A 26,197-nucleotide genomic window follows, 5' to 3' on the forward strand; every position below is an offset into this window, starting at 1 on the left:
AATCGACGGAAGTGATGTTTAACAATCGAACATTATTTGTTTCTATTTGGGAAACGTTAGTAGTGTTCGTGCAGGTGAACGATCGGATGCCGTTGTAGATGTTCGGAATTTTCGACACGTTGTGTCACCGCTTGTCGATAAGGAGCTGGAGGCGCGCCACGAAAGACGCGCAGACGCTCAATCTGGCCCGGCTAAGATCTTTGCGCGACCGAGCAAGGGAGATGCGCCGGCGCGTGGATCAGACGGTCCGCATCGCCGACGAACGCCTTACATTGCCAGCGATCGGCACCAACGCCATCCAGAAGCCTCTGCATTCCGATTGGGCCTACCGACCAGAGATCTGGCGCGCCACGGTGCGGCCGCCAGGCTTGGTGGCTGCCGATTCCGGCTGCGAGTACGGCAGCGAGGTGAAGGTGTTTCATGACTGCAGGATCTCGGAGCTGACACTGCGCCAGGTCCGAAACTCCCGCGAAAACGATCTGGCGCCCTTTGGCCTCAGCATGGATGTGTTCCGGTTTGACGGCTCATTCCTTTCTCTGGTGATCGAACTGCCCGACAGCGCCATCCGGGGGCTGGAACGTCGGCACCTCATTCGCCTGACCCTGGTGACCGAAGCTGAGAAATCGCTGGAGATATTCGCGCGGCTGAACATAAAGAATGGCCCGAACGTGGAGCAGCTCGTTCGCGAAGTGCCGGATTGCGCCAATGGCGAGAAGATGGTCGAGTTCGACCTGGCCTACACCAAGATGAACGAGAAACGGGTCGAGCAGATGTGGCTGGACCTGATCTTTGAAGGCGCGGAGATGAACCAGATCCTTTTGCGAGACGTGACACTCACACGTCGACCGAGGGCGGAAATCTAGCAGGAGGACGCTGCATGCCAGAAGCGACGTTGGTCAAAACGCGAATCCAGGGCGGCGTGTGGGAAGGCATTCTGACGTGCAAGACCGAAGGCACACCTGAAATCGCCGCAACGCATCTTGGCAAGCCACTGAAAACTGTTGTGCTGGAACCGGATCCTCAAAGCGCCGGGGTCTGGTCGGTCAAAGTTGCAATTCCCCCGGAACTGCTGGCAGACGGCGTCCAGACTTTCGTGATTGCAGAGGCGGACAGTGGCACCGTTCTCAACAGCTTCGCCATCGTCACTGGCGAACCCCTGGAAGACGATATCCGTGGTGAACTTGATCTGCTGCGTGCGGAACTGGACCTGCTGAAGCGGGCATTTCGTCGTCACTGCGCCGAAACGATGTAAGCTTCAGCTTTCCTCGGGCTGACCCCGGTTCACCAGCGAGCGGGCGGTCCATACCAGAGTCGCGGCCAGCAGTATTCCCGACAGCCCGGCCAGGAAGTCCACTGGCGATGCGCTCCGCCCGGGAATGAGCAACTGCGCATACTCGATCAGGTTGGCACTGGAGACCAACGCAAGGACCACGGTTGCCACACCAAGGATATCGATGAGGGCAAAGGTCAGAACGGCGAAGACCAGGCCATACACGAGCGGTTTCGTATCAGCCGGCATGTGCATATCAGCGGCGTATGTGCCCAGTGCGATCAGCGCCCAAACCCCAATCAGGACCACCGGATAGATGGCTATACTGATGAGGAAGTTCTTTCCGAATGTGCGGAAGTCGATATCGAACATGGCGAATTTTCCGGTAACCAGTAAAGCGACTCTGTCCAGACAATCGGGCTTTTTTGGGGCAGGAGAGGGCTGAGACCGGACCCATTCCGGGAACACGGAAGAAAAGACTCAATCCTTTCAACCACAGGGAGATCCTTCATCAATAAACGTTTTGGGCCTGTGTCGTTTCGTACAGGCCCTCTGCCCGTTTCCCCGCCCAAAACGATCCGCGGGAAAACCAAGATATTGTCGGGCTACCATCCAAATCTCGCCCGAATTCGATTTCATAGATTTCCCGGTAGGGGCCGAAAAGCGAGACGAGTAGGATATGGACAGACTAACGGAAATGGAGGCCTTCGCGACGGTCGTGGACCAAGGGGGGTTCACCGACGCTGCCAAGAAAATGGGGATCTCTAAATCCGCTGTGTCAAAGCATGTGTCGTCTCTTGAGGCGCGCCTTGGCGCGCGGCTTCTGAACCGCACGACCCGGCGTGTCAGCCCGACGGAAATCGGGCTTGCTTATTACGACCGCGCTCGGCGCGTGCTGAACGACGCGGGCGAAGCAGATGCACTCGTAACCTCGATGCAGTCGGCGCCGTCCGGTCTTCTGCGGATCAGTGTTGCGACCGATTTCGGCGTCAATCACCTGTCGCCGGTGCTTGGAGAATTCCTGTCCGACTTCCCGGAAGTCACGGTGAACATGGTTCTGAACAACCGTTATGTCGAACTGATCTCCGAAGGATTCGACATGGCTGTGCGGATCGGCGAGCTGGAAGATTCCACGCTGCGCGCCCGCAAGCTGACCGAAACCACCAAGCGGATGATCGGAGCGCCGTCTTATTTCCAGAAATACGGCCGCCCGATGAAGATCGACGATCTGAACGAGCACAAGCTGTTGCATTATTCCAGCCAGGCTTCCGGCAATGTCTGGCGGCTGACCGCGCCGTCGGGTGAGAAGCGGCAGGTTCGTACCGCCGGCTGGCTGAGCGTCAACGACGGGCAATCGCTGCTGAATGCGGCGATCTCCGGTCTCGGCATCGCCTATCTTCCGAGCTTCCTCTATGCGGAGGCCATGGAGCAGGGGATGGTCGAAGAGGCGATCCCGGACCTGCCGGTCGAGACGCAGGGGATCTACGCGGTTTACCCGCCGGGCCGGTTTACCCAGCCCAAGGTGCGCGCCTTCATCGATTTTCTGGTACACCACTTCGCGGACAAAGGTCCCGACAACTGGTAGAAACGCCCGCTTCCCTCCAGGGTGCTTACTGGGTCGAGGTGAGGATCACCTCGACCCTTCTGTTTCGCGTGCGGCCCTCCGGCGTCAGGTTGCTGGCGCGCGGGGCAAGGTAGCCCACGCCCTCGGCCGAAACCTGTCCGCGCGGAATCTCGTAGTCACCTACCAGCCGGTCCAGCACCGCCGCGGCGCGACGACGGGACAGGGCAATATTGTTGGCCAGCGGACCTTCGGCATCCGTATGACCGACGAGCATGATTGTCCGGTCGGGATTGGCCTGCAGGTAGGTTGCAAGGTTTTCCAAAGAATCGAACCGTTCCGATCCAAGTTTCGACGACCCCGTAACGAAGGCCAGATCGCCGAGTGTCGCGTGGCCCTGGCTTTCCAGCTGATCGCCGACGGGCCCGGATCGTTCCGGCATAACTGGGGTGGTTGCTGCCGGAGTCTTGGTCGAAGCGGTTAAAGTCGCGCTGGCCAGCTGCTCACCCACATGGGTGAACTGGACGAACCCAGATTTACCGGAGCGGCTGACGAGAAGGCTTACGAACTCCTCATCACTCTCATTCTCACCACGCTTAGCGGCAAAGTACCGGAAATCGCCCAGGTTCACATGCATTTCCGGCTCTGGCAGCACGTCGATTCCATAACGGAAGTCGAAACCGCCGCATTTGTCCGTTTCGCATTCGAATATCGGGGTGAATCCCGCATTGGTGAGCTGTTCCCGCAGCGATGCAAGAATTTCCATCGTCGTACGTTGGCCACCGCCGAGTTTCCACGCGGTCTGCTCCAGCCGCCCTTCTGCCGTGACTCCATCGATGGCGCCCGAGACAAATGGCGCCGTAGGCAGGAAGTGGCTGCTGCCGTCAACAATCCGCTGAGCGTTGCGCGCGGCATCGGCGGGCATGACCAGTTCCTGCGCGGTCGCGGAGTGGCCGACAAACAGCGCCATCGCGGATATGAACGTAACAATCTTCATCGGGCGGCCGCGTGATATTCCGGGTTCGGCCGCATGTCGACAGCAGAAGCCACCCGATTGGTCATGTTGAAGAAAGCGGCCACCGAAGCGATGTCGAAGATATCGCGTTCGGTGAAACCCTTATCGCGCAATACATCCCGGTCTGCTTCCTCGACCGTGTAGCTCGCCATCGTCAGCTTTTCGGCGAATTCGAGCATAGCTTTCTGCCGTGGCTCTAGCCGTGCGCTACGGAAATTGAACGCCATATGCTCGCCCAGCACCGGATCACCGGACAGTTCCCGCACGGCGGCACCATGCGCGACAAGACAATACCAGCACTTGTTGATGGAACTGACCACTACCGCGATCATCTCACGCTCGAGTTTCGACAACCCGCTCTCGCCCAGCATCAGGTCGTTATACATGCCGGTGAATGCGTTGAGCTTGTCGATGTCGAAGGCGTAAGCCTTCAGCACATTCGGAACCATCCCAAGCTTTTCATCGCAGATCGCGAAATACTTCTGCGTGGCCTCTGGCAGAGGATCGACCATAGGAAGGTCGAGCGCGATGATCGGCTCTTCTTGCTGCTGCAAAGACTGCTCCGGGCCCGGGTTGGAACGTTATTTTACTCGGTAATGGTAGTATCCGACGACCTGCATGCCGAGAGAAGTGTAAAGGGGATTTGCCTTTTCATTTGAGCGGGTTACCGCCAAGGAAAAAACCGTTGCTCCCTGATCTTGTGCCCAATGTGCGGCCTGCCGCAGGATATTGCTGCCAACCCCCTGACGGCGGTGAGAAGGAACAACTTCAACTGAATGAATCATTGCAGTTTGTTTCAGGCACGCGATGAACCCGGCGCCGGCCGGCTGATCGTTGTGGCGCGCCAGAATGCTTGTTTTTGGCCCCTGAACCCTGTCCATGACGGCACATCGTTCCGGTCCGATCCCGGCCTCGCGCCAGATATCCTTTTGGATCGCCAGAGGCGGCCAGATCGAAAAGGCCGAAACCGGCGGAACTTTTTCGGAGGTGAGTTCGCCGATATCAATCGCGTAAAGCGCAACCGGATCGTGAATGCGGTAGCCCTGCCTTTCAAGCAGCGCGTCCAGCTGGGCATCGCCTTCCCGGATCATGAATAGCGTCTTTTGTCCCAGATCGCGCATCGCCTTTTCGGCCATGGCGAGGTCGGACGGGTCGAACGACGGTTCTGCGGTGGCCGCGGAAACTCGCTGGCCTCCACCCCCACCTTCGCGGATCATCCAGGGTCCGACGCGAAATGCGCGAACCGGTGCCCAGGTACCCTCGACGACAGGATAAAGGTCCGGGCCGGCGGGCAGAATCATGCGGGAATTCCGCCCAATTCAGCAATCAACTCGCTGGCGGCAGCATCTATCAGGCTGGCGTCATGCCCGCGTAGCACGATGTTGGACCCGGAGCCGCCTTGCCCCTGAAACGGGTAGGACCCGATAGTCAGGTCCGGAAAGCGTTTGGCCAGTGCGTTCAGCGGACCGGCGATATCGCCCTCCGGCATCTCGATGCGAACCGCGCGGGATTGCAGCGGTGCACCGCCGGTCAGGGTTGGCAGAATGGTCGCCACCATGGCAGCGAAAATCGCCGGCACACCGGCCATGACGTGAACGTTCTCCATCGTGAATCCCGGTGCAGCGGAAACCGGGTTGTCGATCAGGTCCGCCCCGTCGGGGATGCGAGCCATCCGCAACCGCGCCTCGTTCAACTCCGTTCCGTTGCGGTCGTAATGCGCTTGCAGGATAGCCCGCGCATCGTCACGCACGTCGATATGCGCGCCGAACGCCGCGGCAATTGCATCCGCCGTGATGTCGTCATGTGTCGGTCCGATTCCGCCCGACGTGAAAACCGTGTCACGGGCCGCCCGCAGCGCGTTCACCGCAGCCACGATGGCGTCGTGGTCGTCCGAAACGATGCGTACTTCCTTCAGGTCGATCCCCACACCGGCCAGTTCGACGGCCAGGTGATGCATGTTTGCGTCGCGGGTACGTCCGGAAAGTATCTCGTCCCCGATGACAAGCATCGCGGCAGTAGGGTTCGGCATGGTGGTCTCCGTCCAAGTGGCGGTTTCTTGTAGAAGATATCCGCCGCTCGTGTAAGGCAATCGCCATGCGTTTCAACACCCCGCTGATCCCCGCCCGCCTGATCCGACGTTACAAACGGTTCCTCGCGGATGCATTGCTGGAGGACGGGCGTGAAGTCGTCGCGCATTGCGCCAATCCCGGCAGCATGATGGGGCTGGCCGAGCCGGGTTTGCGGATCTGGCTTGAACCGAACGACGACCCCAAGAAAAAGCTGAAATTCGGCTGGCGGCTTGTGGAACACGAGAACGGTCATTTCACCGGTGTCGACACCGCTTTGCCCAACAGGATGCTGAAGGCCGCGCTCATTGCAAGGGAAGTCCCCGCGCTGGCAGACTATCCAAACGTGCGGGCCGAAGTGAAATACGGCGAGAAGAGCCGCGTCGATTTCCTGCTACAGGCCGAGGGGTTGTTGGATGCTTATGTCGAGGTGAAATCGGTGACACTCAGCCGTTCGCCCGGGATTTCGGAGTTTCCGGACTCTGTGACGGCCCGCGGCGCCAGGCACATGGCGGAACTGGCGGCGATGGCCGCGGCGGGTCACAGGGCCATGGTTCTGTTCCTCGTCCAGCGCACCGACGCCCGGGAGGTCCGCGTTGCCGCGGATATCGACCCCGCTTACGCAGCCGCATTGACACAGGCGCATGCGGCTGGCGTGGAAATCATCGCCCACGGAACGTCGATTACGCCCGGGGGCGTGACGCTCGGCCCGCAACTGCCCTTTTCGCTGCCCAGTTGACCAATAGTCGTTAACGCGGCGTTTCCGCTCGTCTATTGACAATTCGGCCACAAGCACTGGTTTCCGGAGCCTCCGTGGCCTATGTACCGACGATAACTTCGAGATGGAGCAAGACGTGGACGAGACGAGCCGGGGACGGCTGACAAAGGACGGCATCCGCATTTACGAACCGGCGGATTTTGCCGGTATGCACAATGCGGGGCAGGTCGCGGCACAGATCCTCGACGATATCGCGCCCATGATCGCGCCGGGCCGTACCACCGGCGAAATCGACGATGCCATCACTCGTATGGTCGAAGCAGCTGGCGCGGAGTCGGCCACTATCGGCTATAAGGGTTATCAGCACGCCAGCTGCATCAGCGTGAACCACGTCGTCTGCCACGGCATTCCTGGGCCGAAGGTCCTGAAGGATGGTGACATCCTGAACATCGACGTGACCGTCATCGTTGACGGCTGGTATGGCGATACCAGCCGGATGTATGTCGCGGGCCGCCTGCCCCGGAAATCCGAGCGTCTGGTCCAGGTCACCCACGATGCCCTTTTCAAGGGGATCGAGGCGGTTAAGCCAGGCAATACCTTCGGCGACATCGGTCACGCGATCCAGACCTTCGTCGAAGGCGAACGCATGTCGGTTGTACGCGACTTCTGCGGCCACGGGCTGGGTCGCGTTTTCCACGCGCCGCCGAACGTCTTGCACTACGGTCGCCCGGGAACCGGCCCGATCCTTGAGGAAGGCATGTTCTTTACCATCGAACCGATGGTGAACCTGGGCCGGCCGGAGACCAAGGTGCTTGCCGACGACTGGACCGCCGTGACCCGCGACAAGTCGCTATCGGCTCAGTTCGAACATTCGGTCGGCGTGACGGCAGACGGCGTTGAAATCTTCACCCTGTCACCGGGCAACAAGTTCCACCCGACCTACGACTGATCCGTCAGCCTGCGGCGATGGGTAACCGGCCCGTCGCCCTGAGCCTCTATCCGCTGGATCGCCTTATCGAAGGGCTCGTAAGCCACCGCCATATGGTGCGCGTTGGCGTGGATCATCGTGTCGGTGTCGACCATCATCGCGACGTGCCCCTTCCAGAAGATCAGGTCGCCGCGCTGTAACGGCGCCTGCTCGGGGATCTCCTGTCCCAGCACTTCCTGCTGATCACTGTCCCCCGGACAATCGCGGCCCGAGGCGATCAGGGCCGCCTGCACCAGACCGGAGCAATCTATCCCCCGCGGGCTGTTGCCGCCCCATAGATACGGCGCACCATAGAATAACTGAGCGGCAGTCACCGGATCGGCAAAGCGCTTGTCGATGGGCCAGAGATGAGATTTCGGGATGTAGAGGCCGTCGGCAGTTTCAAAAAATTTCGGCTGGTGCGACACCACCGTGACGGCCGCTCCGAAGCACAGGTCCATCACCTGCGGCACCTTCATGTCCGGTTCGGGGTAAGCCTGAGAACCGGGCACCGCGACCCAATGAGTCGGCTCTGGCGCTGCTTCGCGCAGCGCATCCTCCTCGACGTACCCGACATAGCTGTCCTTCACGGACTGCACATAGGCGAACCCCTCATGGCGCTCGTAAACTGTCACTGTGTCGCCAAGCCAAAGCTGCCGGTCCCGCCGTCCGCCGGGATTACGCCACAGATCGGCTATCGGCAGGGCAACCCTCGCGGTTTCGCCCTCGACGAACGAGTCCGCCTCGATCTGGCCCTTTAGATGCTCAGCGGCGACACGTGAATTCGCGGGTATCAGCCTGTGATCGCTCACAGGTTCAACAGCCCCGGAAGCGCCTGCAGGATCGCCCGCGCTCCTTGTCCTACACCGCCTTTGGGACGTGCCGGCGCGTCAGCGGGCTGCCACCCGTAGACGTCGAAATGCGCGTATCTCGCCGTATCAGTTACGAAACGTCGCAGGAACAGCGCCGCTGTGATTGACCCGGCGAACCCGCCGCGCGGCGCGTTATCCAGATCGGCTATACCCGGTTCGATCATGTCCTCGTAGGGCAGGTGATAGGGCAGTTCCCAAACCGGATCGGCCGCCGCAGTCCCGCCCGCGCGAATGGCAGCGGCCAACGCCGCATCCGTGGCAAAGAAGGGTGCAATATCCGGGCCCACGGCAACACGTGCGGCCCCGGTCAGCGTAGCCATTGAGATCAGCAGGTCGGGAGGCGTCTCGTCCGCCAGGGCCAAGGCATCGGCAAGGACGAGCCTTCCTTCGGCATCCGTGTTGTTCACTTCCACCGTCAGCCCCTTGCGAGACATCAGGATATCGCTGGGCCGGAACGCGTTTCCGGAGATCGAGTTTTCCACAGCCGGGATCAGAACGCGAAGTTTCACCGGCAATCCCAGGCCCATTATCATATGCGCGAGCCCCAGCACGGTCGCGGCGCCACCCATGTCTTTCTTCATCAAGAGCATCGAAGCGGGCGGCTTGATGTCCAATCCGCCGGTGTCGAAACAGACACCTTTGCCTACCAGCGTCAGGGTAGGACCTTCGGTACCCCAGGTAAGTTCGATCAGACGCGGGTGAGAGGCGGAAGCGCGCCCGACCGCGTGGATCATCGGAAAGTTCTCATCCAGTAGCGCGTCGCCGGTAACCACATCGCAACCCGCACCGAAATCTCCCGCAAGGTCGCGCACGGCTTCTTCCAGCGCATCCGGACCCATGTCGCTGGTCGGCGTGTTGATCAGATCCCGGGTCAGCGCCTCTCCCGCCGCGATGATTTCCAGCCGTTTCGCATCTACATCGGCGGGCGCTAGCAGTGCCGCACCGGGCGCCACCGCATCGCGATACCGGTCGAACCGGTAGCGTGAGAGCAGCCAGCCCAGAGCGTTCTCGTCGAGTTCAACCTTCGACAGCCCGGCAACTAGGCGATAGTTGCCCTCCGGCAGCGCCTGCTGTGCACGGGCCAGTGCAAAGCGCGATCTCGACCGGGCGGCAGAGGTGCCGTAGCCCATGACTGCAGCATCCGGCATTCCGTTTTCATTCGGCAGGACAAGGACCTTGCCCAGCGTTCCCTTGAACCCGTTTGCAACCACCCAACTCCGCTGCCGCTCGGACAAACCGGAAAGCCAGTCGTCGAACCCGTCCGCCGACACGACGTGCAGCGGAATGGCATCGGAGGAGTCTTCGGCGAAGGTCAGTGACATGGGAGGGTCCGGTCTCAGGGCAAATTCGCCCCGAGCCTAGTCTTTCGCCCGTTGCCTACAAGTCCTGACTTCGCGGCGGGCAATTATCCCGCCGGCACCTGCGCATCCCAGATCGCGACGAGCGATTGCTCTCCGACCCGCTGCAACCGGGCGACCGTGGCGGCTAGTGCTGCAACATCGCACATGCAGCACAACGCGATGACATCACCGGCGACACGAACCAGAAGCTGCATGCCCAGCCGTTTTGCGACACCCTGAAGACCGAGCGCGTGAAGGCGCAACCTGGCAGGATCGCCCTCGGTCCACGCGTCATTGCATTCGCAGAGGAGCACCGCCAGATCCTCCATCGCGGCACTCAAAGCCACTTCCCCGTGCTCAGGCCCCAAAGTCAGCCAGATCTTTTCCAGACGCTCGACCATCAGCCCAACATCTTCACATGGCAATAGCTTGCGCACTTGCATTCATCTCACCCCGAAATTCAGCCCCACCGCGCGGCAATCTGCTATGGGAGGACCAAGAATTCGTTGATGACACTTGGAAAACTTCCTCGAATTTCCCAAAATTACCTCTTAGGGAAAGTGCGCGACAGGAAACAGGACCGAGTGATGATCGTAGCAAAGCCGCTGCCCGGCTATCTCGTGACCCGCTATCAGGGGTGGAGGGCCACCACCTATTCCGAAAACAAGGCGTGGTACCGCCGCCTAGCGGACGAGGGTCAGCGCCCGCGTGCAATGATCATATCCTGCTGCGACAGCCGGGTGCACGTAACCTCGATCTTCGGCGCAGATCAGGGCGAGATGTTCATTCACCGCAACATCGCCAATCTCGTGCCGCCGCATGAACCGGATGGCGAGGCGCATGGTACTTCCGCAGCGGTAGAATACGCGGTGACAGCCCTGAAGGTGGCGAACATCGTCGTGATGGGTCATTCGAACTGCGGCGGCGTAAAAGGATGCCACGATATGTGCTCGGGCGCCGCACCGGAGCTGGAAGAGAAATCCAGTTTCGTCGGACGCTGGATGGATATCCTACGTCCCGGCTACGAGCGGGTTAAGGATATTTCAGATCCTAAGGACCGGACCGTGGCGCTGGAGTTCGAGGCGGTCAAGGTCAGCCTAGAGAACCTGATGACATTCCCCTTCGTGCAAGAAGCTGTCGCTGCAGAAGAACTGGCGCTGCACGGGCTCTGGAACGACATCGGGAAAGGCGAGCTGCTGTGCTACGTTCCGGAAACGGGCAAGTTCGAGCCGGTCTAGTTTTCCGGGATTAACGTGCCGGTCCTCTACCCGTTCTTAACATCCCCGTCGTATACGGCGCGTCAGCGCCCTTCACCGTTTGACATGTCCGCGATCTTACAGGCGCGGCGTTGTCGGAAAGTTGTATGGCGGAACCGGGGAGAGAGTGAGCGAGGGACCCGGTCCCGCCGTGCCGCATGCATCAAGCGACAAGAAGCAGCTGCGGCAAACGCTCTTCGGTGTTCACCGGTTTCCGGCAGCTCGAGAACATGACACTTTCGGCGGCGACATTGCGGCGCTGGCGGGCGTCCTCGATCTGGAACAGGTTGTCTTCCTTTTGGGTAGCCAGGGCACCAAGTGCGGACAGGCGGTTCTGGCGGGCGGTTTTCAGCAGATCGTTTTTCATGTGGGGGGCTCTCTCTTTAGGGTTGGTCTTCGTTCGGTTTCGTATTCTTGTTTCGCTCTTCCGGGTCAGGCCGCTTCGGCAACGCCGACTGCGCCATCTACGAGTGCGACGCAGCGAAGCGTTCGGATCATGCGGGCGCGGCGAAGGCTCTCCGCCATCGAGATCACATTGCCTGCAGGCCCGGTGGGCTTGTCGTCGTTGTTTGCGTGGATGAAGGAAGCTTTGGGAAAGGTGATGATGTTCGCTTGCATTGTGACCTCCGTTACTTCGCTGGTTGTTCAAGCCGCCCGCCGCAGTGAGTGGTGTTCCTGGCGGTGGTCGCTTTCGGCATGAAATAGGGTGTCGATCAGGACGTTGGAAACCGGTGGCAGAACGCCGGACGCAGGGTTCGCTTTCTCTTCGAGACGCGCCGAAATCGCCTGCTTGTAGGCTTTCTCGGCTTCTTTTGCGCTGACGATCTTGCCGGTCATTTCAGTAAGTCCTTGGTTTCGCCTTCCGGCTTGAGATTGAGGACACCGACCAATCGTGGCTGAAATCTATCTCAATTATGGCGAAATTGTGCAGAGCCCTCGAAATGCCGCATAGGAGGCGAATTGGGAGCGATTTGACGACCACGGCGTGAAAAGATTCGTTCGCAATCTGGGGTGAATTAAGGCGAAGGGTGGCGATTATTTGTCCACGGAGAACAAAGCCCTGAATCCCCTACCTAAAAGGATAGGCGAATTCACCAGAGTCGCGTGCGCAGCGATTCGTAGATTCTCCTCAAAGTGGTGGATTCCTTACCTTGCGTAAGCCGGATGGCAGGGTTTCCCGGCTCGATTTTCGGCACTTCGACTCGCCGCCGGCGCCCGTCTCGTTTCGCGCAACCTGCCGATTAGTTAGGCCACAGTGACCGGCGCATCCGGGGGGATTGTCTCTTGCCCCGGAATACGGACGCACCACGGCCACAATTCAGCCCGCGCATGGCCGTGAACGATTCTGAAGGCCGGGATTCCAGCCTGTTCAGGCAGGCAGGAATGAGGCAGATTGTGGCGAGTTCGGGATGGCGGTGCGAGGCCGATGAAATTCCTACGAAAATGGCTGGCTTCTCTCGCCGGTCACTCGGTATCTCTGGTCGCACACACCGTAACCGCAGTGCGCGGCATCTGGGATGGGGTCGAGCCCGGACCGATACAGCGCGTCTATTTTGCGAACCATACCAGTAACGCGGACACCGTCCTGATATGGACAGTCCTGCCGCCCCGCCTGCGTAAACAGACGCGTCCGGTGGCGGCGGCGGACTATTGGCTGACCTCTCCTCTACGCAGGTTCTTCGGCAAGGATGTCTTCAATACAGTGCTGATCGACCGCAGGCGCGAGGAACGCACGGAAGATCCGGTAAAACAGATGGTCGCGGCACTGGACGAGGGCAGTTCGCTGATCATCTTTCCAGAAGGGAAACGCAATTCCGGCGATACGAAACTTCTACCGTTCAAAACCGGCCTCTACCACCTCGCCAAGGCGCGTCCGAAGGTCGATCTCGTTCCAGTCTGGATCGAAAACCTGAACCGGGTAATGCCGAAGGGAGAGATTATTCCACTCCCGCTGCTATGCACGGTCAGGTTCGGTGCCCCCGTTCATCTAGCGGAGGGAGACGACAAGGAGGCCTTCCTGGCCCGGGCAAGCGATGCGTTGCTGGCTCTGTCCAACGGTGAGGACATCAAATGAGCGCACATCTCGAACTGGTGTTGCTGGTCTTCGGACTGATCGCAATACTCAGCCTCGCCTCGGTAGTCGCGGTGCTCCTCAACCAGCGTGTGGTTCCGGGTGAAACCAGCCCCGTTGTCGAGAACCTGCTCGCACGGATCCAGGCCTGGTGGAGCATGGTCGCCTTGCTGGCTTTGGCCATGCTGTTTGGTCGGGCGGGCGTGGTCATTCTGTTCGCGCTGATCTCTTTCGCCGCAATGCGAGAGTTCCTGACGCTGACGGCCAAGAGCCAGGCCGATCACTATGCTCTCGCGGTCGCGTTTTTCATCGTGCTTCCGGTCCAATACTATCTCATCTGGATCGACTGGTACGCGATGTATTCGATCTTCATCCCGGTCTACGCCTTCCTGTTCCTGCCGATCATTTCGGCGCTCCGGAGCGATACAAAGGGGTTTCTATCCCGCGTGTCGGAAACGCAGTGGGGCCTGATGATCTGTGTCTTCGCAGCCAGCCACGTACCTGCGCTGCTGACACTGCAGATCCCGGGATACGAGGGCAAATCTATCCTGCTGATCGCGTTCCTCGTCGTGGTGGTCCAGTCGTCGGATGTGCTGCAGTTCGTATTCGGCAAGCTGTTCGGCCGGACAAAGATTGCGCCGCAGGTGTCGCCTTCGAAGACATGGGAAGGCTTCTTCGGTGGCGTACTTGCGGCATCCACGCTCGGCGCGGCTTTATGGTGGTTGACGCCATTCACACCCGGGCAGGCATTCCTACTGTCGCTGATCATCACGCTGATGGGCTTCTTCGGCGGTCTGGTGATGTCGGCAATCAAGCGGGACAAGGGAGTGAAGGACTGGGGGCATCTGATCACCGGGCATGGCGGTTTCGTCGACCGTCTGGATTCCGTGGTGTTCTCTGCGCCGATATTTTTCCACGTGGTGCGATACTACTGGTCAGTGACCTGACACGGCCCCGGAACTATGACTGAACGTCGTCCCATTGCCAGCCGCGATACGAGGATCGCGGTATTTGTCGCACGGCGACTCGCGACATCCGGGGGGCAGCCGAACACGATCTCCATGGCATCCATCGTCTTTGCCGCACTGGCAGGCGGTGCATTCTGGTGGTCCGGATACGTGGAAGGCTGGCCGCGCGTCATTATACTCATCGCCGCTGCGCTGGGATGCCAGCTTCGCCTTCTGTGCAATCTCTTCGACGGCATGGCCGCCGTCGAGGGCGGCAAAGGCGAACCGGACGGGCCGTTCTGGAACGAAGCGCCGGACCGAGCGGCGGACATCCTTATTTTCGTGGGCATGGGCCTCGGTGCGGGGTTTCCGGCACTTGGCTGGGCGGCAGCCTGCCTACCGGTGCTGACGGCGTATCTGCGTGAACTTGGCTCATCGAACGGACTGCCTGCCGACTTCACCGGGCCGTTGGCAAAGCCACAACGGATGGCCGTAGCCACCGGAATAGTGGTGCTCTCGATCGCCTGGCCGGCGACGCTGATTTGGGGGCTATGGGCGATGATAGCGGGCACGGCGTTGACCGCGCTGTTTCGAAGCATGCGGCTGGTGAAATCTCTACGCCAGCCGCGCTAAGATTCAGCGAACCTTAACCTCGAATCCGCACAATCGGACCCATGGAATTCGAGTCGATACGCACACTGGTGGATGAGCCTCTCCTGAACCTGGCGCGCGGCATTGCCGAACGGCGGAAGATTACACTCGACCAACTCATCCGTACCGCCCTGGCTACGGAAATCGCAAAGGAAGGCGTGCCGGTCGACGTGGTCGAAGACGGGTTGAGGCACTGGCTGGAGTCGCAGTTCACCCAAGCCATCGATTGGCACGATCTAGTGGAACGGCTGCGCCAACGTGGCATGGTACTTCAGAACGAACAGGCCGGGCCGGCCATCGTTTCAATGACGACCGGCACGCTGCACTTCTATCTGCAGGAGCTGGGACTGGACGTCGGCGACCTGAAATCGAGATTCGGCGCGCCCCTCCCCGGGATGGAGCCGGGCGCGCGCATTCTTAGCGTACTGCCCATCCGCCTGTCAGAGGCGGATGAGTTCGTATTCTGACGATCAGGCGTCGGCCTTCTGCAGCACCCGGTTGCCCAGCACCTCGGCAATCTGAACGGCGTTCAACGCAGCACCTTTCCGCAGGTTGTCCGAAACGACCCAGATGTTAAGCCCGTTGTCGATAGTCGAGTCCTGCCGGATGCGAGATATGAAGGTAGCGAAATCGCCGACGCATTCCACCGGCGTCACATAACCGCCGTCCTCGCGTTTATCGACGACCAGCACGCCCGGCGCGGTGCGCAGGATCTCGCGGGCTTCATCCTCGTCGAGGTGTTCCTCGAACTCGATGTTCACCGCTTCGGAATGGCCGACGAAGACGGGCACCCGCACGCAGGTCGCGGTCACCTTGATCGACGGATCCACAATCTTCTTGGTCTCGGCGACCATCTTCCACTCTTCCTTCGTCGACCCGTCGTCCATGAAGACGTCGATATGCGGAATGACGTTGAAGGCGATCTGCTTGGTGAATTTTGACGGGTCGTGTTCCTGACCGGGCACGTAAAGGCCCTTGGTCTGGTCCCACAGCTCATCAATGCCTTCCTTGCCGGCGCCGGACACCGACTGATAGGTCGAAACCACCACGCGTTTGATCTTGGCGCGGTCATGCAGCGGTTTCAGGGCAACCACCATTTGCGCGGTCGAGCAGTTGGGATTGGCGACGATGTTCTTCTTGCGGAAACCTTCGATGGCGTTGGCATTTACTTCCGGCACGATCAGCGGCACGTCCGGGTCATAGCGGTAGAGCGACGAGTTATCGATCACCACGCAACCGGCGTTTGCGGCCCGCGGCGCATATTCCTTCGTCGCGTCCGACCCGATTGCGAACAGCGCGATATCCCAACCGGTGAAATCGAAGGTGTCCAGATCCTTGGTCTTCAGGGTCTTCTCGCCGAACGACACCTCGGTCCCGATCGACTTGCGGCTCGCCAGCGCGGCGATCTCATCGACGGGGAACTGGCGCTCGGCCAGGATGTTCAGCATTTCGCGGCCCACATTGCCCGTGGCGCCCGCGACGACGACCTTGTAGCCCATTTCGCTCTCCTTGAGTCTAGGGACGGGGGTTCATATCGCACCCGATGTAGTGTGGAAAGCGGTTTGTCTAGGGCTGGCTCTCTGCAACGGAACCTGTTTGCGCCGTCTCGCATGCTGCAACCGCAGTCTGGACAGGCCGCCGCAATTCATGCAAGCGTCCCAAGGCACAACCGCAACGCCCATTACGTTGGGGCCAATGCGGAATTCTTGGGAGGAAGACATGCCAAACATTACCCTGAAGGCGCTGGGTCTCGGCGCCGCTCTAAGCCTTGGCGCGTTGGCGGCCAACGCTGCGGAATGCATCGCCCCGGCCAACCCAGGCGGCGGCTGGGATTTCACCTGCCGCCAGATCGGCAAGATCCTTTACGGTATCGGGCAGGTCGACAGCCCGGTACAGGTGACCAATATGGCTGGCGCAGGCGGCGGGTTGGCCTTCACCCACGTGGTGAACGAGCGCAATGACGACCCAGACCTGATTGTGGCCGCCTCGTCGGCAACCACGACCCGCCTAGCCCAGAACGCCTTTGGTGGTGCGACCGCCGATCAGGTCCGTTTCGTCGGGGCGATCGGTGCAGATCCTGGCGTGATCGTCGTCGCCGCAGATTCCGAGTACGAGACCCTCGACGACTTGGTGAATGCGATCAAAGAGAACCCGGGCAAGATCACTTTCGCGGGCGGTTCGGCGGTCGGCGGCTTCGACCACATGAAACCGCTCATGATCACCAAGGCGGCAGGCATCGATGATGTCCGCGCCATCAAGTATATCGGTGTCGATGGCGGCGCCGACGCGATCACCCAGACAGTCGGCGGCTTCACCCAGGCCATGACAGGCGACATGTCCGAGATAGTGGGCTTCATCAAGTCCGGTGAGGTCCGCGCGCTGGCCGTCCTGACCGAAGAGCGTGTACCGGGCTTCGAGGATATCCCGACCGCGATGGAGCAGGGCTACGATGTGGTCGCCGTGAACTGGCGCGGTCTCTATGTCCCCAAGGGAATCTCGGACGAGGACTTCAGTGCCTGGGCTGAAAAACTGCAAGCTGTGGCCGACTCGGATGAGTGGAAAGCGGCGATGGAAGCCAATGGTCTGGCACCGTTTACCAAGGTTGGCGATGACTTCCAGAACTGGATCGACCAGGTTGTCGCGGACACCGAGTCGATGAGCCGCGAACTGGGAGTCATCCAGTAATGGCATCCGACCGGATCTTCGGTCTGGTCGTGGTTCTCGTGGCGCTCGCGTATATCGCGGGCGCCATGCAGATACAGACGAGTTTCATGGCGGACCCGGTCGGGTCCAAGAGTTTCCCCATCCTGATCGGCTGCATCGCCACAATCTGCGGGCTCTATATGCTCGTGCGCCCCGATCCCGATCCGGAATGGCCCGATCTGAAGACCGTCGGATCGCTCGCCGTCGCGGTGGTGGTTTTGGTGGCCTACGCCTATGCGCTGAAGCCGCTGGGCTTTCTGATCCCGACAGCCATCGCCGCGGCGATACTGAGCTATCAGATCAGCCCGCGGCCGCTGCCGGCCGTGCTTACCGGGGCCGGCCTGTCCGCTGGCCTGTTCGTCGTTTTCAAATACGCTCTCGGGCTGGGCCTCGTCGCCGTTCCCAAGGGCTGGCTGGTCTGAATTCATGGAAATCCTGTCCAACCTCGCGCTTGGGTTCAGCGTCGCGCTGACGCCCTTCACCCTAATGCTGGCCGTTATCGGCTGCTTTCTCGGCACCATCATCGGCGCGCTTCCGGGCCTTGGCCCGTCGAACGGCGTGGCGATCCTGATCCCGATAACCTTTACCATGGGCCTCGACGCAACCTCGGCGCTGGTCCTCATGACATCTGTATATTACGGCGCGATGTATGGCGGACGGATCAGTTCGATCCTGCTGAACATCCCCGGCGACGAACCGGCACTGATGACAACGCTCGACGGCTATCCGATGGCCAAGAAAGGCCGCGCGGGCGATGCACTGGTGCTGTCCGGTGTAGCTAGCTTTGTCGGCGCACTGCTGGCGACCATCGGCCTGATGTTCCTCGCCCCGGTACTGGCCCGCGTTGCCTACCTATTCGGCCCCTCCGAATATTTTGCCCTGTATCTGCTGGCGTTCTGCACTCTTGGTGGGCTCGCCTCGAACAACCAGGCCAAGGCGGCCATCGCCGCCTGCATCGGCCTTGGCATCGCGATGATCGGCCTCGATACTGTCACCGGCATGCCGCGCCTGACCTTCGGCAACCTGCACCTGATGGACGGTGTCGATTTCCTCGTTGCCATCGTCGGGCTTTTCGCCATTGCCGAAGTGTTCTTCTTCATAGAAAGCCACGGCAAGGATACATCCATCGGCGTGAAGCTGGAGAAAGTGACACTCCCGATCCGCGACATCGTGTCGAGTGGCTGGACCATGCTCCGCTGCAGCGTGCTTGGCTTCATCGCCGGTGTCCTACCCGGGGCCGGCGCGTCGCTGGGATCTTTCCTTGCCTACATGTCCGAAAAATCCATCGCCGGTCCGAATGGCGGTTTCGGCACCGGCGTGCCGAAGGGTGTTGCCGCTCCCGAAGCCGGCAACAACGCCGCCGCTGGCGGTGCACTTGTCCCGATGCTAACGCTCGGCGTGCCGGGCTCCGGCACCACTGCGGTGCTGCTGGCCCTACTGATGACGCTGAACATCACGCCGGGGCCTACCCTTTTTGCCGAGCGGCCAGAGGTCGTCTGGGGCCTGATCGCTTCGCTGCTGATCGCGAATTTCGTACTTCTGCTGATGAATGTCCCGCTGGTGAAGATATTCGTTCGGGTGCTTCAGGTGCCCGCCTGGGTCCTGTTGCCGGGCGTCACGATGATCTCCTTCGTCGGAATCTACTCGCTGACCGGCAGCTATTTTGACCTGCTGCTGATGGTCGCCTTTGGCGCGCTCGGCTATGTGCTGCGCAAGCTGGATGTCCCAACTGTTCCGATCATCCTTGGCATCCTTCTCGGCAACGAGATGGAGGAGAACCTGCGCCGCGCAATGGTGATTTCGGATGGAGACTGGACCTATCTGTTCTCTTCGCCCATCGCCATTGGACTCTGGATAGCGGCTGTCGCCGGCTTTATGGCGCCACTGTTCCTACGGAAACTCCTTAAAAAGCCACAGATGATTACCGACTGACGGCCGATCGGTCACCGGGTAAAGAATTGGTTTTTTGCAATTGGACCTTATGTATGCAATTGCATACAGTGAAGAGTCGATGATGATTGAAGAAATCCACCACGTTCAGCTGGCCATGCCGAAGGGAGGCGAGTTCGAGGCGCGTTTTTTCTATCAGGATGTCCTCGGACTTTCAGTAGTTGCCAAGCCCGAGGCTCTAGCGGATCGTGGTGGCGCATGGTTCGAAAATAGAGCGGTCCGCGTACATCTCGGCATCGAAGACCCGTTCGCCCCGGCGCGCAAGGCGCATCCAGCATTCAGGGTCGCGTCTTTGATAGAGATGCGCGCGATACTCGACAGCAAGGATATACCATATAGTTCCGACGCCGACTTGCCGGGTATAACCCGGATCTTCGTCCATGATCCGTTCGGAAACCGGATTGAACTGCTGGAAGAACGACCATGAAACCGAGCCACACCCGCAACCGGTCGATCTTGTCTCGCCCGATTCCGGGGAGTATGCCCATGACACCTCTTGGGGGAGAACGGCCATGACCCGCGTACTCATTCCGTCCGGCGCACTCGGGCTGGGCTACGACCCCACGGCCCTTGAACGGGGCCTCGCGGCTAAGCCGGATATAATCGCTATCGACGGCGGATCGACCGACAGCGGCCCAAGCTACCTCGGGCGTGGCGTCTCCAAGTATTCGCGGGCGTCGACCAAGGCGGAGTGGCGTGGCCTCATCGAAGCGCGGGAGAAAACCGGCGTGCCGCTGGTGATCGGAACGGCCGGTACCTGCGGCGCAGGAAGCGCGGTGGACTGGCTGGTCGGCATTACCGAGGAGATCCTCAGTGAACTCGGCCTGTCCGCGAAGGTTGCTGTCCTGAAATCGGACCAGCCGAACAAGCGCGTTGCAGAGGCGCTGACCAGTGGCCGGATATCACCCCTGTATCCGGCGCCAGAGATCTCCGCCGACCTGATCGCAGAATGCTCCAACATCGTCGCGCTGGCGGGGGCAGAGCAAATCGCCACCGCGATTGAAACCGGAGCGGACATCATCATCGCCGGGCGCACGACCGACACCGCCATCATCGCCGCCCTGCCGTTGATGCGCGGCGACAAGGCCGGCGCAGCCTGGCACGGCGCGAAGATCGGCGAGTGCGGCGCGCTCTGTACGACCAATCCGCAAACCGGCGTCATCCTTGTGGACTTTGACGCTGAGGGCTTCACAATCACGCCGATGGCCGAGGATTCGCACGCGACGCCGCACACGGTATCGGCGCATATGCTCTATGAGAACTCCGATCCTTTCATCCTGTTCGAGCCCGGCGGGCATCTCGACGTCACCGCTTCTGCCTATGCCGCACTGGATGAACGCCAGGTGCGCGTGACGGGATCGGAATGGGTGCCCTCGGACCGCTATACCGTCAAGCTCGAAGGCGCCCGGCGCGCCGGTTACCAGAGCGTTTTGCTGACCCTGCTGCGGGACAGGCACTATGTCGAGAACGCGGACGCGTGGTGCGCCGATATCCAGCAGAAATGCCGCGCCAAGGCGATGGACAGACTGGGTCTGAGCGCCGAGGATTTCGACCTCGAACTGCGCATCATCGGCCGCAACGCCACCCTCGGACCGCTGGAGAACCGCGCAAATGGCGCCGTCGAGCTTGGTGTGGCGGGCATTGTGACCGCAGCCAGTCCGGAACGGGTGGAAGAGATCGCCAAGATGCTGAACCCATATCTGCTGCACCATTCTCTGACGGCGGAAGAGGCGATGCCGACGTTTGCCTTCCCGTTCTCGCCGGCCGAGGTCGAGCGCGGCGAGATATTCGAGTTTTGCCTGAACCACGTCATGGAGTTGAACGACCCGATGGAAGCCTTCGATCTCAAGGTGATGAACCTGCCCCATGCCTGAACTTGGTTCGATTGTCGAAAAGGTCCGCAGCAAGAACGCCGGACCTTTCTGGCTTACGGTCGATATCTTCTGCGGCTCGATGGAAGCGTTCGAACGGGTGTCGAAAGGCGTCTCAACCGAGCGTGTGGCAACCCTGTTTCAGACCGACGCGGCCCAATTGAAACGCTTCGACATACCTTCGCTGAACGTGGTGAAGTTCTCGCTGCCGCGCCCGCAAGTTCAGGGAACGCGCTTCGACCGCGACATGCATGGCGCAGCCTGGGGCGCACTGGTCGAAGAAATGGACGTGAACTAGGAGCGTTCAGCGCACCTTGCTGGAATCTCGGATCGCCAGCTGCGCGGGATGGCGCACCTGCTCCAGCGGTTTCACACCGGTATCGATCCAGTCGTACAGGTCGGCCACACATTGCCGCGCCATCCCTGAAACGTCGCAATGCACCGAGCTAAGCGGCGGATAGGCCTGCGTGCATTCGGGCGTGTCGTCGAAACCGACAAGATAGAAATCCTCGCCGATCCGCCGACCGGCCTTTTCCGCCGCGTCCGAAATACCCAGCGCGACGCTGTCGTTGATGCAGATCGCCGCCTGCAGGTCCGGGTACTTTTTTGCAATTGTCATCATAGCCTCCCTGCCAAAATAGCGGTTGGACTCGCCATGTATGACAAGCGGCCTTTGACCGTGAACATCCATGATGTCGCGGTAGCCGGAGGCGCGTTCCATTGCGATCTGATGGCCCGCCTGACCGCCGACAAAGGCGATACGGGTCAGCCCCTGATCCAACAGGTGCTGCGTGGCGAGGTGGCTGCCAATGGCATAGTCGAAAGAATAGAATGGCAGCTGTGCGACCCTTTTATCGCCCTGTCGCATCACCTGGATGGCCGGGACACCCGCAGCCAGTACAGTGTCGAAGATCGGATGCTGGATGCCGTGGCAAGGAGATATCAGCAGCCCGGCTATATCCTGTTCCAGCGCCAGACGGACGGCGCGGTCTTCGGTATCCGTATCTTCGTCGGAGTTGGCGACCAATGCAACCATGCCCCGCGTCGCCAGCGCCTTTTGTGCGGCGACGACGAACTCGGTAACGAACGGGGTGCGCAGATCGTTGACGACAATCCCGATACGGCCCGATTTGGAACTGCGAAGCGCCGCGGCGGCACTGTTGCGCACGTAGTTCAGGTCGCGGATCGCGTCAGTGACGGCTTTCTTGGTTTCCGGACGCACAAGTGGCGAGTCGTGGAGTACTAAAGACACCGTGGATTTCGACACTCCGGCCTTTTCAGCCACGTCGCGAATCGTCGCACGCTTAGCCATGCGTTTCCTTTGTATGCACCCCCAGCAAGAAAATACCTGCCAAGGTCTTCCCACACCCGCGCAAGGCATACAGCCCACTGATAGTTAACCCAAGTTAACAATAAATTAATGGTTAACCGCCGGCGGCGACATGCATGACCCTGCCCGAGATGCATGCATGTCGCTTAACCAAAAGGCAAGCGGAGTCAAACCGCTACGGGATCAAGAAATGCAGCCAGGGCCCGAATTTCATCGTGAACCAGCTCATGACCGCCATTATGCCAAACAAGTGATAGTTCCGCCCCCTGACCGGAGTACCAATCCGCAAGCGCATCAGTGGCCGGAGCGGGGCAGATCGGGTCCTGACGACCAGCCGTGATCAGAACCTTTTTTCCGGCCAGGTCGGGCTGCGGCTCCGGCCGCCATGGGATCAGTGGATGTAGCAGGCCGATCCGGTCGAACAGATCCGGATAACCGAAGTTGACCGACGCGAGGATATTAGCGCCGTTGGAATAGCCGAACCCAAACACCCGGCTCGCGCCGGTCCGTGCCTTGGTATCCGCCACGAACTGCGCCATCGTCACGGTCCGCTTCGCAAGGTCTTCCATGTCGTAGACACCTTCGCCTGTTCGGCGAAAATACCGTTTCATCCCGTGTTCCGATACGTCGCCGCGAGGCGAGATGATGTGAGCATGGGGCAGCATCTGCCGCGCGAGCCCGTGAAACTGGGTTTCGTCGCCTCCCGTACCGTGGAACGTGAAGAGAAGCGGCGCGCCGGGCGCGCCGCTGGATTCGAGCGTATGAAAAGTCATGGGTCAGTCCTCGATCGGCTCGAGATATTTCTGCTCCAGCACATCTCGCAAGTAGGCGTGCTGTTGCGGCAGTTTCAGCGCCTCGCCGAGATGGGCGGTGTCTTCGTCCCGATCGAAGCCGGGTTCGTTGGTGGCCACCTCGAAAAGGACGCCGCCGGGCGAGCGGAAGTAGATTGCCCAGAAATAGTCTCTGTCGATGACCGGGGTCACCTGGTAGCCGGTGTCGGACAGTGCCTTGCGCACCTCTAGCTGTTTCGCGCGGTTGTTGACGCTGAACGCGATGTGGTGGACGGAACCCGCGCCCTGACGGGCGTAGTTCGCTCCCTTCAACGTTTCCACATCAATCACGTCAGCGCCATTGCCGTCCGGTATTCGAAGTCGGACGGTATCGCCGTCGCGGTCGTCTTCCTCGTAGCCCATGAAGCGCAGCAGTTCTTCAGTCGCACCGCCGTCGCTGACGCGCAGATGCGCCGAATGGAAACCACGTATCGCCTCGTCATCCGGGACGCCGCCGCCCGACCACGGTGCGCGGCCGTCTTCGACCTCGACAAGCGCGAAAGCGTCGCCGTCCGGTCCGGCAAAGTGCAGGCGGTCCTGGCCGAAGGTCGTTCCATGTCCAAGACCCTCGACGCCGAGAGATTCCAGCCGCTCCTGCCAGTACTTCAGAGTGCCCTTCGGGACAGAATAGACGGTGGTACCGACTTCACCCAGCCCCGGTCGACCACGGGCTGCATTCGGGAAGGGGAAATATGTTATCACCGAACCGGGTGTGCCGACCTCGTCGCCGTAATAGAGGTGGTAGACCTCTGGCGCGTCGAAGTTGACGGTCTTCTTTACCCGGCGCAGGCCGAGGGTTCTGGTGAAGAATGCGTTGTTCGCCCGAGCGCCGCTTGCCAGCGACGTCACGTGGTGCAGGCCGTTGATCTGGTCCAACATGGTACATCTCCGCGCACCGGCCATCCGGCACGCCTGTTGCGTTGTCCCTGAATGTCGTCTTTTCTTGGCGTAATGAAAGGGGCGTCCCGGCACCTATTCTGTGTGAGATCGCACAGGACCGAGCGGGGATGCCGGGGAGGATGTTAATGGTGGCCGAGGCGGATTTCGTCGTGGTCGGGGGCGGCACGGCCGGGTGCGTGCTGGCGAACCGGCTGAGCGAAGCGGGGCAGGTCGTTCTGCTGGAGGCGGGCGGGCGTGACAATTACCACTGGGTGCATATCCCAGTAGGGTACCTGTACTGCATCGGCAATCCTCGCACCGACTGGGGGTTTCGGACGGTGGAAGAAAAGGGCCTGAACGGGCGGTCGCTGCTGTATCCGCGGGGGAAGATCCTGGGCGGGTGCAGTTCGATCAACGGCATGATCTACATGCGCGGGCAGGCGGCAGATTACGATCACTGGCGGCAGCTGGGCCTGACCGGCTGGGGCTGGTCCGACGTGCTGCCATATTTCCGGAAGTCCGAGGACTATGTGGACGGTGCCAGCGAACTGCATGGCGCCGGCGGCGAGTGGCGGGTGGAGAACCAGCGGCTGCGGTGGGAGATCCTCGACGATTTCATGGCGGCGGCGGTGCAGGCGGGGATTCCCGCAGTGGACGATTTCAACACCGGGGACAACGAAGGCGTCGGCTATTTCCGGGTAAACCAGCGGAACGGCTGGCGCTGGAACACAGCGAAAGCCTTCCTGAAGCCGGCGAAGGACCGGATCCGGGTGGAAACGCTTGCGCAGGCAGAAACAGTGATCTTTGACGGCAGACGCGCGGTAGGCGTGCGTTACCGGCAGTCGAACGAGGTAAAGGAGGTCCGCGCGCGCAGGGAAGTGATTCTGGCTGCGGGCGCGATCGGGTCGCCGCAACTCCTGCAGCTATCGGGCATCGGACCTGGTGATCTTCTACGGAAATACGGGATCGATGTGATCCATGAGGTACCGGGCGTCGGCGAAGACCTGCAGGACCATCTGCAGCTGCGTTGCTCCTACAAAGTGTCAAATGCCGTAACACTGAACATGATGTCGGCCAGTCTCCTCGGAAAAGCAAAGATCGCTGCAGAATATGCGCTCTTTCGCTCCGGGCCGATGTCGATGTCGCCATCACAGTTGGGCGCATTCGCCAGATCCAGCCCGGACGTGGCAACGGCGGATCTGGAATATCACGTGCAGCCCCTGTCGCTAGACGCCTTCGGGGAGCCGTTGCACGCCTTTGACGCGATCACCGCCAGTGTTTGCCACTTGCGTCCCGAAAGCCGCGGCCATGTGCGTATCGCTTCACCGGACCCGACCGCGCATCCCGAAATCCGGCCGAACTACCTGTCGACCGAGCGTGACCGCAAAGTCGCGGCCGACGCGATCCGAATGACCCGCAAGATCGTGGCACAGGATGCTTTCGCGAAGTACCAGCCGCTCGAATTCAAGCCCGGCTCGGGTTTCCAATCCGACGAAGAGCTTGCGCGCGCGTCCGGCGACATCGGAACAACCATCTTCCACCCGGTAGGCACGGTCCGCATGGGCACGGATGCCGAAGCGCCTCTCGACGGTGCGCTTCGCGTACGGGGAGTCGAAGGACTGCGCGTAGTCGACGCCAGCGTGATGCCGACGATCACCAGTGGCAATACCAACTCCCCCGTCATCATGATTGCCGAGAAGGCCGCGGACATGATCCGCACAGGTTGACAGATTTGGGTCGTAGCCGAATGATTTTCGTAAATCGGACGCTGGTTTTTCTTAAAGTTCCAGACACATAACCGCCTGCGAGTCGCCTGACTCATTGACGACACTTCGAGATATTAAACCCGCTTTCATACCCCGATGCTAAATACACCGCGGGGGTACTATTTCGAGGTGGT

At 60.6% G+C, this 26,197-nt stretch carries 32 protein-coding genes; 17 read left to right on the forward strand and 15 right to left on the reverse strand.

Going from position 1 to position 26,197, the window contains the following annotated elements; translation table 11 throughout:
- Nucleotides 1–98: 98 nt before the first annotated feature.
- Complete coding sequence (locus tag HCO70_RS14840; protein ID WP_172297546.1) at nt 99–863, forward strand: DUF6478 family protein; 765 nt, start codon at nt 99–101, stop codon at nt 861–863.
- Between the two features lie 14 nt (nt 864–877).
- Nucleotides 878–1,252 (forward strand): hypothetical protein, encoded by a 375-nt coding sequence (locus HCO70_RS14845; RefSeq protein WP_172297548.1) that lies wholly within the window; start codon nt 878–880, stop codon nt 1,250–1,252.
- A gap of 3 nt (nt 1,253–1,255) precedes the next feature.
- Here HCO70_RS14845 and HCO70_RS14850 read toward each other — a convergent pair whose 3' ends face one another.
- Nucleotides 1,256–1,642: a hypothetical protein gene (locus tag HCO70_RS14850; RefSeq protein WP_172297550.1), complete on the reverse strand. Its 387-nt coding sequence runs from the start codon at nt 1,640–1,642 to the stop codon at nt 1,256–1,258.
- A 307-nt stretch (nt 1,643–1,949) separates the two neighbouring features.
- On the opposite strand from HCO70_RS14850, the gene HCO70_RS14855 reads away from it, so the two are divergent.
- On the forward strand, nt 1,950–2,855 hold the full coding sequence (locus tag HCO70_RS14855) for a LysR family transcriptional regulator (RefSeq protein ID WP_172297552.1): 906 nt from the start codon (nt 1,950–1,952) through the stop codon (nt 2,853–2,855).
- 25 nt (nt 2,856–2,880) lie between these two features.
- Here the strand turns inward: HCO70_RS14855 and HCO70_RS14860 are convergent, their stop codons facing one another.
- From HCO70_RS14860 to HCO70_RS14875, 4 genes are all read right to left on the reverse strand, one after another.
- Complete coding sequence (locus tag HCO70_RS14860) at nt 2,881–3,828, reverse strand: OmpA family protein (RefSeq protein WP_172297554.1); 948 nt, start codon at nt 3,826–3,828, stop codon at nt 2,881–2,883.
- Complete coding sequence (locus HCO70_RS14865; RefSeq protein WP_172298241.1) at nt 3,825–4,358, reverse strand: peroxidase-related enzyme; 534 nt, start codon at nt 4,356–4,358, stop codon at nt 3,825–3,827. The genes HCO70_RS14860 and HCO70_RS14865 overlap by 4 nt, the downstream gene beginning before the upstream one ends.
- Before the next feature lie 69 nt (nt 4,359–4,427).
- A complete protein-coding gene (locus HCO70_RS14870) occupies nt 4,428–5,147 on the reverse strand; it encodes an N-acetyltransferase (protein ID WP_172297556.1) in 720 nt (239 codons plus the stop codon).
- Nucleotides 5,144–5,875 (reverse strand): molybdopterin-binding protein, encoded by a 732-nt coding sequence (locus HCO70_RS14875; protein WP_172297558.1) that lies wholly within the window; start codon nt 5,873–5,875, stop codon nt 5,144–5,146. The genes HCO70_RS14870 and HCO70_RS14875 overlap by 4 nt, the downstream gene beginning before the upstream one ends.
- Before the next feature lie 65 nt (nt 5,876–5,940).
- On the opposite strand from HCO70_RS14875, the gene sfsA reads away from it, so the two are divergent.
- Both sfsA and map read left to right on the forward strand, forming a co-directional pair.
- Nucleotides 5,941–6,651 (forward strand): DNA/RNA nuclease SfsA, encoded by a 711-nt coding sequence (sfsA, locus tag HCO70_RS14880; protein ID WP_172297560.1) that lies wholly within the window; start codon nt 5,941–5,943, stop codon nt 6,649–6,651.
- A gap of 103 nt (nt 6,652–6,754) precedes the next feature.
- Entirely contained in the window at nt 6,755–7,579 is an 825-nt protein-coding gene (gene map / locus HCO70_RS14885) for a type I methionyl aminopeptidase (protein WP_172297562.1), read from the forward strand.
- Here map and HCO70_RS14890 read toward each other — a convergent pair.
- The 3 genes from HCO70_RS14890 to HCO70_RS14900 all read right to left on the reverse strand — a co-directional run bounded on the left by HCO70_RS14890 (nt 7,570) and on the right by HCO70_RS14900 (nt 10,252).
- On the reverse strand, nt 7,570–8,409 hold the full coding sequence (locus tag HCO70_RS14890; RefSeq protein ID WP_172297564.1) for an NlpC/P60 family protein: 840 nt from the start codon (nt 8,407–8,409) through the stop codon (nt 7,570–7,572). The two genes, map and HCO70_RS14890, sit on opposite strands and share 10 nt — an antisense overlap.
- Nucleotides 8,406–9,791, reverse strand: coding sequence for a M17 family metallopeptidase (locus HCO70_RS14895; protein ID WP_172297566.1), 1,386 nt, complete (start codon nt 9,789–9,791; stop codon nt 8,406–8,408). Before HCO70_RS14895 ends, HCO70_RS14890 begins: the two co-directional genes overlap by 4 nt.
- A gap of 83 nt (nt 9,792–9,874) precedes the next feature.
- Nucleotides 9,875–10,252 (reverse strand): hypothetical protein, encoded by a 378-nt coding sequence (locus HCO70_RS14900; protein WP_172297568.1) that lies wholly within the window; start codon nt 10,250–10,252, stop codon nt 9,875–9,877.
- Between the two features lie 144 nt (nt 10,253–10,396).
- On the opposite strand from HCO70_RS14900, the gene HCO70_RS14905 reads away from it, so the two are divergent.
- Nucleotides 10,397–11,047, forward strand: coding sequence for a carbonic anhydrase (locus HCO70_RS14905; protein ID WP_172297570.1), 651 nt, complete (start codon nt 10,397–10,399; stop codon nt 11,045–11,047).
- Between the two features lie 181 nt (nt 11,048–11,228).
- On the opposite strand, the gene HCO70_RS14910 is transcribed toward HCO70_RS14905, so the two are convergent.
- From HCO70_RS14910 to HCO70_RS14920, 3 genes are all read right to left on the reverse strand, one after another.
- The gene (locus HCO70_RS14910; protein ID WP_172297572.1) at nt 11,229–11,432 is read right to left on the reverse strand and encodes a hypothetical protein; all 204 of its coding nucleotides are present in this window, start codon (nt 11,430–11,432) and stop codon (nt 11,229–11,231) included.
- A 65-nt stretch (nt 11,433–11,497) separates the two neighbouring features.
- Nucleotides 11,498–11,683 carry a hypothetical protein gene (locus HCO70_RS14915; RefSeq protein WP_172297574.1) on the reverse strand — a complete coding sequence of 62 codons (186 nt, stop codon included), beginning with the start codon at nt 11,681–11,683 and terminating at the stop codon, nt 11,498–11,500.
- Between the two features lie 27 nt (nt 11,684–11,710).
- Nucleotides 11,711–11,902 (reverse strand): hypothetical protein, encoded by a 192-nt coding sequence (locus HCO70_RS14920; protein WP_172297576.1) that lies wholly within the window; start codon nt 11,900–11,902, stop codon nt 11,711–11,713.
- Nucleotides 11,903–12,491: 589 nt separating this feature from the next.
- Here HCO70_RS14920 and HCO70_RS14925 point away from each other — a divergent pair.
- From HCO70_RS14925 to HCO70_RS14940, 4 genes are all read left to right on the forward strand, one after another.
- Entirely contained in the window at nt 12,492–13,139 is a 648-nt protein-coding gene (locus HCO70_RS14925) for a 1-acyl-sn-glycerol-3-phosphate acyltransferase (RefSeq protein ID WP_172298243.1), read from the forward strand.
- Nucleotides 13,136–14,083 carry a phosphatidate cytidylyltransferase gene (locus tag HCO70_RS14930; protein ID WP_172297578.1) on the forward strand — a complete coding sequence of 316 codons (948 nt, stop codon included), beginning with the start codon at nt 13,136–13,138 and terminating at the stop codon, nt 14,081–14,083. The genes HCO70_RS14925 and HCO70_RS14930 overlap by 4 nt, the downstream gene beginning before the upstream one ends.
- Before the next feature lie 114 nt (nt 14,084–14,197).
- Nucleotides 14,198–14,716: a CDP-alcohol phosphatidyltransferase family protein gene (locus HCO70_RS14935; RefSeq protein WP_253913320.1), complete on the forward strand. Its 519-nt coding sequence runs from the start codon at nt 14,198–14,200 to the stop codon at nt 14,714–14,716.
- A gap of 41 nt (nt 14,717–14,757) precedes the next feature.
- Nucleotides 14,758–15,201, forward strand: a complete 444-nt coding sequence (locus HCO70_RS14940) for a hypothetical protein (protein WP_172297582.1) — start codon at nt 14,758–14,760, stop codon at nt 15,199–15,201.
- A gap of 3 nt (nt 15,202–15,204) precedes the next feature.
- On the opposite strand, the gene HCO70_RS14945 is transcribed toward HCO70_RS14940, so the two are convergent.
- Nucleotides 15,205–16,233, reverse strand: coding sequence for an aspartate-semialdehyde dehydrogenase (locus HCO70_RS14945; protein WP_172297584.1), 1,029 nt, complete (start codon nt 16,231–16,233; stop codon nt 15,205–15,207).
- A gap of 220 nt (nt 16,234–16,453) precedes the next feature.
- Here HCO70_RS14945 and HCO70_RS14950 point away from each other — a divergent pair, with 220 nt between their 5' ends.
- The 6 genes from HCO70_RS14950 to HCO70_RS14975 all read left to right on the forward strand — a co-directional run bounded on the left by HCO70_RS14950 (nt 16,454) and on the right by HCO70_RS14975 (nt 21,556).
- On the forward strand, nt 16,454–17,419 hold the full coding sequence (locus HCO70_RS14950; protein WP_172297586.1) for a tripartite tricarboxylate transporter substrate binding protein: 966 nt from the start codon (nt 16,454–16,456) through the stop codon (nt 17,417–17,419).
- On the forward strand, nt 17,419–17,859 hold the full coding sequence (locus HCO70_RS14955; RefSeq protein WP_172297588.1) for a tripartite tricarboxylate transporter TctB family protein: 441 nt from the start codon (nt 17,419–17,421) through the stop codon (nt 17,857–17,859). Before HCO70_RS14950 ends, HCO70_RS14955 begins: the two co-directional genes overlap by 1 nt.
- 4 nt (nt 17,860–17,863) lie before the next feature.
- Nucleotides 17,864–19,369, forward strand: coding sequence for a tripartite tricarboxylate transporter permease (locus tag HCO70_RS14960; RefSeq protein WP_172297590.1), 1,506 nt, complete (start codon nt 17,864–17,866; stop codon nt 19,367–19,369).
- 79 nt (nt 19,370–19,448) lie between these two features.
- Nucleotides 19,449–19,814 carry a VOC family protein gene (locus tag HCO70_RS14965; protein WP_172298245.1) on the forward strand — a complete coding sequence of 122 codons (366 nt, stop codon included), beginning with the start codon at nt 19,449–19,451 and terminating at the stop codon, nt 19,812–19,814.
- Between the two features lie 85 nt (nt 19,815–19,899).
- Complete coding sequence (locus HCO70_RS14970; RefSeq protein WP_172297592.1) at nt 19,900–21,261, forward strand: acyclic terpene utilization AtuA family protein; 1,362 nt, start codon at nt 19,900–19,902, stop codon at nt 21,259–21,261.
- Nucleotides 21,254–21,556: a DUF4387 family protein gene (locus HCO70_RS14975; protein WP_172297594.1), complete on the forward strand. Its 303-nt coding sequence runs from the start codon at nt 21,254–21,256 to the stop codon at nt 21,554–21,556. The genes HCO70_RS14970 and HCO70_RS14975 overlap by 8 nt, the downstream gene beginning before the upstream one ends.
- Before the next feature lie 6 nt (nt 21,557–21,562).
- On the opposite strand, the gene HCO70_RS14980 is transcribed toward HCO70_RS14975, so the two are convergent.
- From HCO70_RS14980 to HCO70_RS14990, 3 genes are all read right to left on the reverse strand, one after another.
- Nucleotides 21,563–22,570: a LacI family DNA-binding transcriptional regulator gene (locus HCO70_RS14980; protein ID WP_172297596.1), complete on the reverse strand. Its 1,008-nt coding sequence runs from the start codon at nt 22,568–22,570 to the stop codon at nt 21,563–21,565.
- 185 nt (nt 22,571–22,755) lie between these two features.
- Complete coding sequence (locus tag HCO70_RS14985) at nt 22,756–23,361, reverse strand: alpha/beta hydrolase (protein WP_172297598.1); 606 nt, start codon at nt 23,359–23,361, stop codon at nt 22,756–22,758.
- Between the two features lie 3 nt (nt 23,362–23,364).
- Nucleotides 23,365–24,297, reverse strand: a complete 933-nt coding sequence (locus HCO70_RS14990) for a VOC family protein (RefSeq protein ID WP_172297600.1) — start codon at nt 24,295–24,297, stop codon at nt 23,365–23,367.
- Between the two features lie 146 nt (nt 24,298–24,443).
- Between HCO70_RS14990 and HCO70_RS14995 the strand changes: the two genes are divergently transcribed.
- Nucleotides 24,444–26,024 (forward strand): GMC family oxidoreductase, encoded by a 1,581-nt coding sequence (locus HCO70_RS14995; RefSeq protein WP_172297602.1) that lies wholly within the window; start codon nt 24,444–24,446, stop codon nt 26,022–26,024.
- Nucleotides 26,025–26,197: the final 173 nt, after the last annotated feature.

The organism is Pseudoruegeria sp. HB172150 (assembly GCF_013184805.1).
Classification (GTDB): domain Bacteria; phylum Pseudomonadota; class Alphaproteobacteria; order Rhodobacterales; family Rhodobacteraceae; genus Psychromarinibacter.